This window comes from Shewanella inventionis, assembly GCF_019931735.1.
Lineage (GTDB): Bacteria > Pseudomonadota > Gammaproteobacteria > Enterobacterales > Shewanellaceae > Shewanella > Shewanella inventionis.
The window spans coordinates 1,250,608-1,264,333 of record NZ_CP082926.1 but is presented as its reverse complement, the minus strand read 5'-3'; the positions used below and the strand labels follow the sequence as shown (position 1 = coordinate 1,264,333).

Annotated in this window: 13 protein-coding genes; all 13 read right to left on the bottom strand. The window is 41.5% G+C overall.

The window, feature by feature from the left end; all coding sequences use genetic code 11:
• Nucleotides 1–115: 115 nt before the first annotated feature.
• Nucleotides 116–1,258 (bottom strand): HDOD domain-containing protein, encoded by a 1,143-nt coding sequence (locus tag K8B83_RS05830; RefSeq protein WP_188736477.1) that lies wholly within the window; start codon nucleotides 1,256–1,258, stop codon nucleotides 116–118.
• A gap of 101 nt (nucleotides 1,259–1,359) precedes the next feature.
• The gene (locus tag K8B83_RS05825; protein ID WP_188736475.1) at nucleotides 1,360–3,870 is read right to left on the bottom strand and encodes a S9 family peptidase; all 2,511 of its coding nucleotides are present in this window, start codon (nucleotides 3,868–3,870) and stop codon (nucleotides 1,360–1,362) included.
• Nucleotides 3,871–4,304: 434 nt separating this feature from the next.
• Nucleotides 4,305–4,874 carry an anthranilate synthase component II gene (locus tag K8B83_RS05820; protein WP_188736473.1) on the bottom strand — a complete coding sequence of 190 codons (570 nt, stop codon included), beginning with the start codon at nucleotides 4,872–4,874 and terminating at the stop codon, nucleotides 4,305–4,307.
• A gap of 74 nt (nucleotides 4,875–4,948) precedes the next feature.
• The gene (locus K8B83_RS05815; RefSeq protein ID WP_188736471.1) at nucleotides 4,949–5,419 is read right to left on the bottom strand and encodes a ClpXP protease specificity-enhancing factor; all 471 of its coding nucleotides are present in this window, start codon (nucleotides 5,417–5,419) and stop codon (nucleotides 4,949–4,951) included.
• Nucleotides 5,419–6,048: a stringent starvation protein SspA gene (sspA, locus tag K8B83_RS05810; protein WP_188736469.1), complete on the bottom strand. Its 630-nt coding sequence runs from the start codon at nucleotides 6,046–6,048 to the stop codon at nucleotides 5,419–5,421. The genes K8B83_RS05815 and sspA overlap by 1 nt, the downstream gene beginning before the upstream one ends.
• Before the next feature lie 96 nt (nucleotides 6,049–6,144).
• Nucleotides 6,145–6,843 carry a cytochrome c1 gene (locus K8B83_RS05805; protein WP_188736467.1) on the bottom strand — a complete coding sequence of 233 codons (699 nt, stop codon included), beginning with the start codon at nucleotides 6,841–6,843 and terminating at the stop codon, nucleotides 6,145–6,147.
• Nucleotides 6,843–8,057 (bottom strand): cytochrome b, encoded by a 1,215-nt coding sequence (locus K8B83_RS05800; RefSeq protein ID WP_188736465.1) that lies wholly within the window; start codon nucleotides 8,055–8,057, stop codon nucleotides 6,843–6,845. The genes K8B83_RS05805 and K8B83_RS05800 overlap by 1 nt, the downstream gene beginning before the upstream one ends.
• Complete coding sequence (gene petA, locus K8B83_RS05795; RefSeq protein ID WP_188736463.1) at nucleotides 8,057–8,647, bottom strand: ubiquinol-cytochrome c reductase iron-sulfur subunit; 591 nt, start codon at nucleotides 8,645–8,647, stop codon at nucleotides 8,057–8,059. The genes K8B83_RS05800 and petA overlap by 1 nt, the downstream gene beginning before the upstream one ends.
• A gap of 409 nt (nucleotides 8,648–9,056) precedes the next feature.
• Nucleotides 9,057–9,935 carry a protease modulator HflC gene (gene hflC / locus K8B83_RS05790; protein WP_188736461.1) on the bottom strand — a complete coding sequence of 293 codons (879 nt, stop codon included), beginning with the start codon at nucleotides 9,933–9,935 and terminating at the stop codon, nucleotides 9,057–9,059.
• Nucleotides 9,936–9,937: 2 nt separating this feature from the next.
• Entirely contained in the window at nucleotides 9,938–11,098 is a 1,161-nt protein-coding gene (gene hflK / locus K8B83_RS05785; RefSeq protein ID WP_188736459.1) for an FtsH protease activity modulator HflK, read from the bottom strand.
• 33 nt (nucleotides 11,099–11,131) lie between these two features.
• A complete protein-coding gene (hflX, locus tag K8B83_RS05780; protein WP_188736456.1) occupies nucleotides 11,132–12,439 on the bottom strand; it encodes a ribosome rescue GTPase HflX in 1,308 nt (435 codons plus the stop codon).
• 19 nt (nucleotides 12,440–12,458) lie between these two features.
• Nucleotides 12,459–12,716 carry an RNA chaperone Hfq gene (gene hfq / locus K8B83_RS05775; protein ID WP_188736454.1) on the bottom strand — a complete coding sequence of 86 codons (258 nt, stop codon included), beginning with the start codon at nucleotides 12,714–12,716 and terminating at the stop codon, nucleotides 12,459–12,461.
• Between the two features lie 82 nt (nucleotides 12,717–12,798).
• Nucleotides 12,799–13,725 carry a tRNA (adenosine(37)-N6)-dimethylallyltransferase MiaA gene (gene miaA / locus K8B83_RS05770; RefSeq protein WP_188736453.1) on the bottom strand — a complete coding sequence of 309 codons (927 nt, stop codon included), beginning with the start codon at nucleotides 13,723–13,725 and terminating at the stop codon, nucleotides 12,799–12,801.
• Nucleotide 13,726: the final 1 nt, after the last annotated feature.

Below are 13,726 nucleotides of genomic sequence, written 5' to 3'. Positions count from 1 at the left end.
ATGCAAGCATAAATAGTCATAAAAAAAGTTATTTGGTTGAGTTTTGTGTACCTATTCATCAAAAGTGAATAATTACACAATTTTAACATTTACCTCTATAGGGCGATCTAAACACTTAAAGTAAATCAAGTTTACGAAAATTTTGCGCTTTTAATCGCAGTAATTCTTGAGCAGAAAACTCGTAATAATCAAACATGATCCGTTTTTCTTGTGGGTCAATCAACTGCTGCTCTTCTAATAACAGCACTTTGGCATAACAACTTGCTTTGGCCACAATGGCTGCATCAGCAGACAATTCAGAAAAGTGATAATCATGATCAAGCTCTTTTAACACTCGTGTCATTGATGAATCTTCAAATTTGAGTAAATTAAGTAATTTCCAATTCAAAGTATGAGCATGTTGCATGACTTGTTCGAATATCGACTCTGCAGGAAAATCGGTGGCCATAATGGCATCATAAACCTGTTTGTCTCGACTATGGCTTGCCTCACGTAACCAGGTTCCCCACGTTTTATCAAAAATTCGTCCACTTTGGCTAAGCATTATTGACGTGGAAAACTGATACATTAATGAACAAGTATAGGTCAAACTCGGTTCTTTATTGTGCAACACAGCTAGGGCTTGCGCAGCGATGGCACTCATGATGCTATAGCGCCATAACTTTCGAGTAATCCAAAGTAAATTGGTATTGCCTGATGGCAGCCAATTACGCAAACAAAAATAAGGAATTAATAATCGTAGATTTTCTAAACCAATATAATTCAGTACCAATTTTATATCGGTAACTTGCACATCAGAGTTTTTAGGTCGTCTATGCCTCGATGAAGGGCTATTAATTAAATTAATTAAATCACGACATAGCCAGCTATTGTCTTCGATAATTGGTCTTAAACGATTTAAATTAAGATCTGAACTTAACAAAAGATCTAACAGCAATATTTGGCTTTCTGTGATACCAGAAGAATCAATAATCAGCTGCGGAATCGCCAGTTGATGTTCAATTGTATTATTGACGGTATGTGTTAAGTGGGTAGAGACCTCAAGATAAATTTGGCGCTCTTGCACTTGCTTTTCAATGCGTAATTTCAGTGCTTGTCGTTCAATATCAAGTTTGTTAGCACTTTCTTCTATTTCGGCATTTAGCTCATCGAGCATTGAGCTCATAGGCTGTTTACCCACAATAAGCTGATGGTAGAGCCTACGCTCTATTTCAATGACTTTTCCGGGTCTAACACCGCCTGCGACTGATATTGCCACTCAACACATTCCTTAATTTTAATTTGAGGTTAATCATAAAAATTAAGGCTCTCCAAAGAAAGCCTTAATGCCATTTTATTTACTAAATTGGAGCTTGATGGCTATTTTAGTTCTTGCTCAAATAATTTATAGATACGACGATACTCATCTAACCAGCTTGATGGCTGCACAAAACCATGTGGCTCAACGGGGTAAATAGCCGTTTCAAACATCGGTTTTTCCAGCTCAATTAGGCGTTGCACTAGGCGAACACTGTCTTGAAAAAACACGTTGTCATCTAACACACCGGTCATAATCAACAATGGTTTTTGCAACCCTTGAGCATGTTCTATCGGCGAGCTACGCTCATACGCAATAGGGTCGATATCAGGCGTATTTAAAATATTGGCAGTATAGGGCGCGTTATAATGCGCCCAATCGGTTACAGGACGTAACGCAGCGCCTGCTTGGAATAATTCAGGCTCATTAAACAATGCCATAAACGTTAAAAAACCGCCGTAAGAACCACCATAAGTGCCTACTCGCTGATTATCTACGTTGGCGTTTGTTGCAAGCCAGGCAACGCCATCTTTTAAGTCTTCAACTTCAGGATGGCCCATATTGCGATAAACCGCAGTACGCCAATCGCGACCATAACCTTTAGAACCACGATAATCCATGTCCATCACAACATAACCTTGTTGAGTTAATAAGTTATGAAACATAAATTCACGAAAGTAGCCTGAAAAACCATAGTGGGCATTTTGTAAATAACCAGCGCCATGGTTAAACACCACCGCAGGGTACTTATCAGCCTGTTTCGCATCAAAACCTTGTGGCAAATACACTCTAGCATAGATCTGGCCTGCGCCATGATTTGAAGGCACCGCGACAACTTGAGGTGCTTGCCAAGGATATTGCTTAAAGTCATTACTAGTGTAATCAGTCAACTGCTTGATTTCGCCACCAATGGCTTGAACATAAAGTTCATTAGGGCTAGTAGCCGTTGTGGCTGTTAACAATAGCGCACTACCGTCTGGGCTTAAGCTGTAATCTAATGTACCAAACCATTGGGTTAGTTGCTCATTTGTACCTGAAGCAATCTCAACTCGATAAACATTGTAAATCCCAGGATGTTCTTTGTTTGCTCGGTAATATAGGTGTTTTCCATCTGGTGACAAGGTCACATTATCGACCACATATTTACCGCTGGTTAACGCGGTTTTATTGCCTGATGATGACTTAACATACAGGTGTGAAAAGCCTGATTCTTCTGATAAATAGTAAAAAGTATCTGTGCCTGTTACCCAACCAAATTGGTTGTAATTATAATTAACCCAGGCATCATCATGTAAGCGATGCTCGGTGATAAGCTTACCTTTTTGCAGATCGACCCGCGCAATCCAGCGATCTTTATTATCAACCGCTTCAAGCATGACCAATAATTGATTATCGGTATCACGCCATTGCATCGCACTTTGGCTCCACTCCCAGTCTTGCATAAGCTGAATTAATCGTGGTGCATTTTCACTTTTATAGGTTTTACCTTGAGCTTTGGCATTTTCGGCCTTAACACTGGCCAGCACATCTTCATCGAATCCGGTTAACCCTTCAATCGTAATATCTTTTTTAGTGCGTTCAACAAGATCAAGTAACACTAATCGTTGGCCAGGAAAAGCATCTTCAGCAACACGCGCTCGGGCGGGTACCGCATCAACGTAGCCATCTTTACCTAAATAATTAGGCATGATGTCGTGTTCGGCGCGCCAACTGTAGTTTTTGTCGGTTAGAGCAAGCATCACATATCGACCATCTGGCGATAAGCTCATCTCTGAAATCACTTCCGAATCGCCAAGGTACCAGGGTTTTGCAGACAGTGTCGGGTCCGCTTTTTCTAATAACCCGCGGTATTGTTCTCGTTTTTTGTCATTTGTATGCTGCAACGCTACATAATCTATCAATCTATGCTGTTGCTTAGCGATATAACTGCTAGGCTCCTGCACACCTTTTGGCTCATTGCTCATTTCAATTGCAGCAATTTGTTCTGTCATGCCAGTAGCCTGGTGTAAGCGGAAAATATTGTTACCTTGCCAGTAAGCCAAATCACCATTATTTAAAAACCGAATACCATCAATCGCCATATTCTGACGCGTGATTTGAGCTACATCCCCTGTTTGGAGATCTTTTATAAACACGTTACCTTGATAAATAAATGCTTTTTTCGATTTAGCTTGATTAATCACACCATGCTGCTGGTCTGCTAAATGCAGCAGGGATAGGTCGAGTTGGTTAGCCTCACCGGCTGAAAGACTTTGCTGATAATAATCACGAACAGGCGACTGATGAGCTTGACGACTAAAATACACTGACTGACTGTCGTCACTCCAATATGCACCTTGGGCCAATATGCCCATCCAATCGGGGTTAGCCATAATTTGGTTTAAGGTGAGCGGTTTCTCAGCTCTCGGCGGTGTAACTAATGGCACAGAAATATTGGCCGGCGAAGAAATACTTGTCGCTGAGGAAGAAATACTAGGGGTTACTGGAGAGGTCGAATTGGTTGTAGTTGCACACCCGCCCAGCATGGCTAATGAAACTGCACTAATGGTAAAATGTCGCAAAAAGCTGTTCATGTTCATCCTTTTTATTATTGTTAGCGCTATTTTACGCCCTATTATACCAATTCCACTAATTATCTGGTCATACAGCGGGAATTCTGTGCCTTCTAGGCAAGTAATAGGATTGTAGGCATAGTTGCTCTACGTCAAAATACTATTAAGCAGCATAGAAGGTACAGAAACCCGCCTTGCAGGAGACGCTCAGACAGTCCATTTCTTTGTTGCATTGCCTTAGAAGGAACAACCATTATTTCAACAATGCGCCTCAAACTGAACAGTCTGAGCGACTCTGATTGGTCACATAATTAATGGAAATGGTATTATACTTAAGAATGAATGGTGATGAACGCAGAAGTTGTAACATAAAATACCTAGTGTCTGTTGATCTTTGCTGGTTAAATAACCTTGAAAGATAAACAGACCCTAATCAATGACCAATAACTCACGAGCTATTGCTGAAGAAAATTAGCAAGTAACTCATGCCCTTGCTGAGTTAAAATAGATTCTGGATGAAATTGAACGCTGTATATACGTAAATCTCGATGACTCATGGCCATAATTTCCTTGCCATGTTGTGGATCATCAAACCACGCATCTAGTTCAAAACCTGGTGGAATATCATCAATCAGTAGAGAGTGATAGCGAGTAACCTGCAAAGGTAATGCGAGACCTGTAAATAAACCTTGTTGATGGTGTTGAATTAAACTGGTTTTGCCATGCATAACCCGCTTAGCTCGGATAACATTTGCCCCAAACACTTGCGCGATGGCCTGATGACCGAGACAAACACCTAAAATAGGGATTTTTCCGGCAAAATGCGCTATAGCCGCAAGAGATATACCCGCTTCGTTTGGAGTGCAAGGACCTGGAGATATGACAAGGTGGCTTGGTGCTAATGATTCAATTTGTTCAATCGTTATTTCATCATTGCGCTTAACAATAATCTCTTGCTCAAGTGTTTGGAAATACTGAACAAGGTTAAACGTAAATGAATCATAATTATCAATCATCAATAGCATTATCGTTTCTCATGACTTTTTTGAGCTTAAAAAAAACCAGCCTTGCGACTGGTTTTTACCCTAACATAAGTTAATTACTTAACCACAGTTAGGTGACTTCTGCGTTTTGCTTTATCGTCAGAACTGGTCGACTTAGTCGTCTCAGGCGTTGTTGAAGGTTCTTCAACTGACTTCATCGATGAAGGCACTGATGAAAGTTCATCATGTTCATCTTCGATCATGTAAGCATCTTCCATATCAAACACCGTGCCAGCACCATTTTCACGGGCATAGATGGCAACAATAGACGCCATAGGTAAAAACACGTTTTGCGGTACTCCGCCAAAACGCGCATTAAACTCTACAGCATCGTTTGTCATGTGAAGATTAGCCACAGCGCCAGTAGCAATGTTAAGTACGATTTGACCGTCTTTAACAAATTGCTGTGGAACTTGGGTACCTTTAACAAAAGCGTCCACGACAACATGCGGCGTTAAATGGTTATCCATCAACCATTCATAATAGGCACGCAACAAATACGGACGATTAGGTGTTATTGGTTTCATTACATGCCCATGCGCATTTCGCGCTCAGCCTCAGTAAGCGATGCTTTAAATGATTCACGTTCAAAAATACGTGTCATATAAGCATTAATTTCTTTTGCTGTACGAGGATCTAAGTTAATACCCAATACTGGTAGACGCCATAATAATGGGCCTAGGTAGCAGTCAGATAAACCAAACTCTTCGCTCATAAAATATGGCATTTCAGCAAACACCGGTGCTAAAGCGACTAGGCTTTCGGTTAACTCTTTACGAGCTGCATCAGCTTTGTCACCTTTACGTATACGCTCAACAAGCGCATACCAATCAGTGTCGATTCTGTGCATCATCAAACGGCTTTGGCCGCGAGATACCGGGTAAACAGGCATTAATGGAGGATGCGGAAAACGCTCATCCAAATACTCCATAATAATACGAGATTCATACAACACTAGTTCGCGATCAACTAACGTTGGCACTGAGTTGTATGGATTGACTTCAAGTAAATCTTCAGGCATTTCACTTGGGTCTACCTGCAAAACATCAACGGTAACCCCTTTTTCAGCCAATACGATACGTACTTGGTGACTATATAAATCATCGGCACCAGAAAAAAGTGTCATGATAGAGCGCTTGTTGGCAGCAACAGCCATTGATACCCTCCAGAATCTTAAAAAAAACAAAACAAACGAGGGGCTAAGCCCCCCGTTTACAATATGCGGATAATGTATAATAACCGTTATTGATAGCTAGTGTACATCTTTCCAGTACTCTTTCTTCAACAAATACGCAATGATGAAGAAAATAAACAAGAATCCAAGTACCCACACACCTAAAGCTTTACGCTCTAATTGCACAGGTTCTGCAGAATAAACTAAGAAACCCGTGATATCACGAACCGCTTGGTCATACTCTTCAGGCGTCAGCTTACCACCAGTGGTAACAAAAGTGCCGTCTTCTTGTTTAACGGCAAGACCTTGTAAATCTTGCAATACATGTGGCATACCCACTAATGGGAACACTGTGTTGTTTACGCCAAATGGACGAGTCTCATCAGCATAAAAACCTTTTAGGTAAGAATATACCCAGTCTTCACCACGAACACGAGCCACTAATGTTAAGTCTGGAGGCGCAGCACCAAACCACTTAGCAGCATCGGCTGTAGGGATGGCATTTTCCATCAAATCGCCGATTTTTGCATCGTTAAGAATGTATTTACTACGCATATCATCGGTTGATATACCGATATCAGTAGCTACACGCTCATAGCGTTGGTATTGAGTACTATGACAACCAGAACAATACTGTTGAAATAAACCCAAACCACGTTCTAATGATGCTTTGTCATGTAAGTCAACGTTAGCGCTTTCTAAGTGAACATTATGCCCACTTGCTGCCATCGCCAAAGATGGCAACAAAGTAACTAATGCAATTAATAACTTTTTCATTAGTGTGTCACCCTCGTTGGTACTTCTTTTGTTTTCTCGTTTTTACTGTAAACCCATAGGGCTACAAAGAAACCAAAGTAAGTGAAAGTGAAAATACGTGCCGCAATTGTTAGCTCAGGAGTCGCCGGAACCACACCTAAATAACCAAGAATAATGAACGACACAGAAAATTGTGCAATGTTGATCTTGTGGATCATGCTGCGATAGCGAATAGACTTCACTTTACAACGATCTAGCCAAGGCAGAATAAATAATACTGCAATCGACAGACCCATACCTATTACACCCAATAACTTATCAGGAATCGCACGTAAAATGGCATAGAAAGGAGTGAAGTACCAAACCGGCGCGATATGCACTGGTGTCTTCATTGGGTTAGCCGCTTCAAAGTTTGGCTTTTCAAGGAAGTATCCACCGCCTTCAGGCATGAAGAACAACACATAACAGAACACGATTAAGAAGCCCGCTACACCCATAATGTCTTTTACAGTGTAATAAGGGTGGAATGGAATGCCATCAACTGGCCAACCGTTCTCATCTTTGTTCTTTTTAATTTCAACGCCGTCAGGGTTATTTGAGCCCACTTCATGCAGTGCGATTAAGTGTAAAAACACTAACACAACTAACACTAATGGAAGCGCAATAACGTGTAATGCGAAGAAACGGTTTAATGTTGCACCTGAGATAACATAGTCACCACGGATCCACAATGTTAGGTCATCACCAATAACAGGGATAGCACCAAACAAAGAGATAATTACCTGTGCACCCCAGTAAGACATTTGTCCCCATGGAAGTAGGTAACCCATGAACGCTTCAGCCATTAACACAAGGAAAATCAACATACCAAATAGCCATAAAAGCTCTCTTGGTTTTTGATACGAACCGTAGATTAAACCACGGAACATGTGTAAATAAATGACGAAGAAAAACGCCGACGCACCCGTAGAGTGCATATAGCGTAGCAACCAACCGTACTCAACATCACGCATGATGTATTCAACTGAAGCAAATGCGCCTTCAGCTGTTGGCACGTAATTCATGGTTAACCAAATACCGGTAAGTAGTTGGTTAACTAAAACTAAAAGTGCTAATGACCCAAAGAAATACCAAAAGTTGAAGTTCTTTGGTGTCGCATATTGACCCACGTGACGGTTATAAGTCGCCGTCATTGGGATGCGCGCATCAATCCAATCAATAATATTCTTAACCATTACGCCGCTCCCGAGTCTTCACCGATAAGCACGGTAGCATCATCGACATATTGATGAGGCGGGATCACAAGGTTCAATGGTGCAGGAACACCCTGGAACACACGACCAGCCATGTCGAATTTAGAACCGTGACAAGGACAGAAGAAACCAGATGTTACACCTTCAACCTGTTCACCAAATGAATCAGGTAAATAAGTAGGTGAACAACCTAAATGAGTACAGATACCGACTGCAATGAAGAATTCAGGTTTAATAGAACGTACAGGGTTTGCTGCATATTCTGGTTGCTGCATTTCTTCTGAAGCAGGATCGCGTAATTGACCGTCTAAAGATTTAAGATTCTCTAGTACAGCTTCTGTACGACGAACGACCCAAACCGGTTTTCCGCGCCATTCGACACGAATTAACTGACCTGGTTCTACTTTACTAATATTTACTTCGACCGGCGCACCTGCAGCTTTCGCCTTGGCGCTCGGATTCCATGACTTGATGAAAGGAACCGCTACAGCGACGGCACCAGCACCACCTACTACGGCGGTTGCGGCTGTCAGGAATCTGCGACGTCCGGTATCGACTGGCGCATTGCTCATCCACTTATCTCCCAGAGGGTGTTGGAATTTTTATATTTCAATACTTTAGCGAACCAAAAAGGTAGCACGCTAAAATCATAGTTTGAGGCGGTGCTCATTATAGCGAAAAATTAGAAGCAGATCATAGTGAAAACACTCATCTATGTTGAGGATATTCACTTTTTTTTCAAAAAAGCATATAAATCAGCATGTTTTTGACAATCAGCCGAAACAAAATAATAAAAAAACACTACTGATTCTTATAGCTAATCAAATGCTTATATACTTTTTACTGCCAAAACTAATTAAAGCCGCAAGTTCTGATAAAAGAAACTGATAATATGAAAAACTGAATTTGAATTGCAGATACAAAAAAGCTCAGAATAAACTGAGCTTTTTATCATTTATTGACGTTTAAACTAACTTAGGGTTATTTACCGTCTGAAGATTTCATATATTTAAAGAAATCACCTTCAGGCTCTAACACCATCACATCATTTTTGCCGGCAAAACTTTCTTTGTAAGCTTCTAAACTACGTAAAAAGTTATAAAACTCAACGTCTTTACTGTAAGCATCTGCATAAATCTTAGCCGCTAGAGCATCGCCTTCACCACGAATAGTTAATGCTTTACGCTCGGCTTCAGCAACTTTTACTGTGACATTTGCATCAATCGTCGCGCGAATAATTTCAGCTTGCTCTTTACCTTGCGCGCGATGCTCTTTAGCAACAGCTTGACGCTCTGCACGCATACGTTGGTAAATACTGTTACTCACATTCGCCGGTAAGTTGATTTGCTTAACACGCACATCTACCACTTCAATGCCAAGATTTTCGGCACTTTCAGAGGCGTTTTGTAATGCATCAGTTTGCAATTCATCACGTTTACCCGATACGATTTCTTTAATCGTACGACGACCAAACTCAGTACGTAAATCGTTGTTGATTTTTGCTTGTAACAAGCTTTCAGCGTTGGCCTTAATACCACCATTAGTTGAAAGATAATACTTTTCAAAATCACGAATACGCCATTTAACGTATGAATCAACCATTAAGTCTTTCTTTTCAGAAGTCACAAAACGATCTGCTGCGCCGTCTAGGGTTTGAATACGCGCATCTAGATAACGTACTTTATCTACTACAGGGATTTTAAAATGTAATCCTGGCGTAAATACTTTAGTGACGCCATCGTCTTTAAGGACCTTACCGAAACGAGACACAATAGCGCGCTCACCTTCGTTAACTACCATTAGCGATGAAAAACCAACACCTAAAATTACAACCAAAATGATCAGAGCAAATCTACCCATGATTAGTTCCTCCCTTGGCGAAGACGCTCTTCGCGGCTGAGACGCCCATCAGACGACATACTCGTTATAGGTGTATTTACGCTGTTGGTTGATACTGAGTTTACATGGCGTTCAACTTCAGGTTCCGCTTCTTGACGTGAACTGTTAGTCGCATCCATCAGCTTATCTAAAGGTAAATACATCAAGTTGCCATTATTTTTAGCATCAATAAGCACTTTATTGGTATCAGACATCACGGTTTGCATTGCATCTAAATATAAACGATTACGTGTCACTGCTGGTGCAGCTTTGTATTCAGGTAGCAGTTTTTCAAAACGAGCCACTTTACCTTGAGCTTCTAACACTTCACGTTCTTTATATGCATTTGCTTGTTGAACCATACGTTCAACTTGACCACGAGCTTTAGGCTCAATTTCACGGGCATACGCTTCGGCTTCACGAATAAAGCGCTGTTCATCTTCCTGAGCAGAAATAGCATCGTCAAATGCATCTTTTACTTCTTCAGGTGGACGTGCTGGTAAAAAGTTAACGTCACGGATTTGTAAGCCTAGTTTGTAAGGCTCAATAATACGCTCTAACTCTTTCCATGTATCACGACGAATGGCATCACGACCAGTCGTTAAAATGTCGTCCATGCGATTGTGACCAATCACATAACGCAGTGCACTATCTGTTGCTTCTCGTAAACTTTCGTTTGCTTCAACAGCACTAAACAAATACGAATAAGCATCTGAAACGCTGTATTGGACAACCAATTCAACTTTCACTACGTTTTCATCAGACGTCAACATGCTGCCAGAGGCAGGTATTGAACGAAACGTTTCTACGTCTACGGTATACACTTCATCAATGAAGGTGGCTTTCCAGTGCAAACCAGAACTCACTTCACCAATATGTTGACCAAAACGAAGTAACACGCCACGCTCAGCTTCTTTAACTGTGTATAAACCTGATAACCCCCAAATAATTAGGGCGATAACAGCAAACACAATCAATATTGATGCGTTAAATGGTTGGCCAGATGCGGAGTTACCGCCCTTACCCCCAAAACGTTTTGATAAGTTTCGAAACACTTCGTCGAGATCTGGTGGCCCTTTATCGTTACCACCTTTATTTCCCCAAGGGTCTTTATTTCCCTTGTTACCGGGCTCATTCCAAGCCATTTAGCACTCCATAATTGGATGAAATAAATGAGATTAACAAGTGACGTCTATTTCTGAAGATTCAAAAATAAATGCCTCTAATTCCCCCTGACTCTGTTTAGCTAACCGACGCCAATCAGCATCGGATAAACGAACAGATAAAATACAGTTCCCCAGATCGTCATAGTCTTTCTGCTGTATTGCATCCAGTCGATAAAACTGGCCAAGATAATGCCCTGCCGATGCGGGTATCTTCAAAGTAAGCTCGCGGATTACCTCACCGATTAACTCGGTAATCGCTTTTAACAGCAAATCAAATCCAATGCGTTTTTGAGCAGATACCCAAACTCGTTCAGGTTTTCCGTCTTCACCGTAATCAATACGGGGCGCAAAATCTTCAAGCAAGTCGATTTTATTGCATACAACTAATTGGGTGATTTCATCAGCATCAATTTCTTTGAGTACACTTTGTACCTGGTCAAAATTTTCAGCCATATTTTCATCAGCACAATCAACAACATGCAACAGAATTTCTGCTTGACGAGTTTCTTGCAAAGTCGCTTTAAATGCGGCGACTAAGTCATGCGGTAAATGACGAATAAATCCAACGGTATCAGCTAAAATAACCGCACCGTCAGGCAATGCTAACTTACGTAATGTTGGATCTAACGTAGCAAATAACTGATCAGCGGCGTAAACATCCGAAGAAGTCAACGCGTTAAATAGGGTCGATTTTCCCGCGTTGGTATATCCCACTAATGATACAGTCGCTAAGTCGCTTCGATTACGAGCACGACGACTTTGCTCACGCTGTTTGTCTACTTTCTCGAGACGACGATTAATATTTTTAATCCGCCCGCGAAGTAAACGACGGTCTGTTTCAAGCTGGGTTTCACCCGGCCCTCGCATCCCAATACCACCTTTTTGTCTTTCTAAGTGAGTCCAACCACGGATTAAGCGAGTTGACATGTGGCGCAGTTGCGCTAGCTCCACTTGCAACTTACCTTCATGAGTTCTTGCTCGTTGAGCAAAGATATCAAGAATTAGCGTAGTTCTGTCTAAAACACGACACTGACAAACCATTTCAAGATTACGTTCTTGAGCTGGGCTCAAAGCATGATTAAAAATCACGACATTAGCTTGTGTGGCCGCTACCATTGCTGCCAATTCTTCAGCCTTACCTGTACCGATAAAAAATTTACGGTCCGGTGAGCGTCGACTACCGGTTATCACTCCTACAGAGCGAGCACCAGCGGACTCAACTAAAAGCTGTAACTCAAGTAGATCTTCTCGACGTTCCTCGTCAGAAAAGTCGATATGAACCAGTACCGCTGTTTCACCCGCTTCATAACGATCAAACAAAAAGTATGTTCCTTTTCAATTATTCAGCAGCGCCGTCTTCACTATGGCTTGCACCCTGATGACTAGAGACATTGAATGGGCGTGCTGGTACGACTGTTGAAATCGCGTGTTTGTAAACCATTTGGCTTACTGTATTTTTAAGTAGGATCACAAATTGATCGAATGATTCAACCTGGCCCTGTAGCTTAATACCATTCACTAAATAGATAGAGACTGGTACTCGCTCTCGACGCAATGCGTTCAAAAATGGGTCTTGTAAAGATTGCCCCTTAGCCATTTTAATTTCCTTTTTTATTTTAAAATATATTGAATTAAGTTTTATTGTTTAGTTTTAGTATTATACAGCAACGGCTAATAAGCTAGCGGCTTTGTCGCATAAGCGTAACTAAATTCCCTTCCACACCACTTTCAAGCCACTGTAAATCAGGCCAACTCCTCAACCATGTTAATTGACGTTTGGCCAATTGCCTAGTAGCGGCTGTAGCTTTTTCGACCATAGTCGCATGATCAAATTCATTATCAAGGTATTGCCAGCACTGCCTGTAACCTACGCAACGCATTGATGGCAACTCTAAATGTAAATCACCACGGGCTTTTAGCGTAGCAACTTCATCGATAAAACCTTGCTCAAGCATGATATCAAAGCGCTTGGCAATTAAGTTATGTAATACTTTTCTATCATTGGGTGCAATTGCAAATTGCACTACATCATACGGCAAAGCAGCCGACTTTGTTTGCGTTAACTCAGTCATTGTTTTACCGCTGATGCGATAAACCTCTAACGCCCGCGATAATCGTTGCGGATCATTTGGATGAATCCGTTGTCCGGCAATGGGGTCAATTGCACACAACTCTTGATGTAATGAATCCCAACCCTGTGCTTCTGCCTGTAACAGAATTTGCTGTCTTATGGCCTCATTTGCACTGGGCAAAGGCGATAATCCATCTAACAATGCCTTAAAATACATCATTGTACCACCAACAAGAAGCGGTGTTTTACCCTGGGCAATAATATCTTCAATTGCAGCAAGCGCATCTTGGCGGAAATCTGCTGCAGAATAACTTTCACTCGGGTCAAGGATATCAATCAATCTATGTGGTGCAACGGCCAGCTCTTGCGCCGATGGCTTTGCAGAACCGATATCCATACCGCGATAAATTAACGCTGAATCAACAGAAATAATTTCGCAATTATATTGCGTTGCCATGTCGATAGCTAATGCCGTTTTGCCTGAAGCCGTAGGCCCCATCAAAAAGATCACTTTCGGCCTGTTGATGTTATGCACG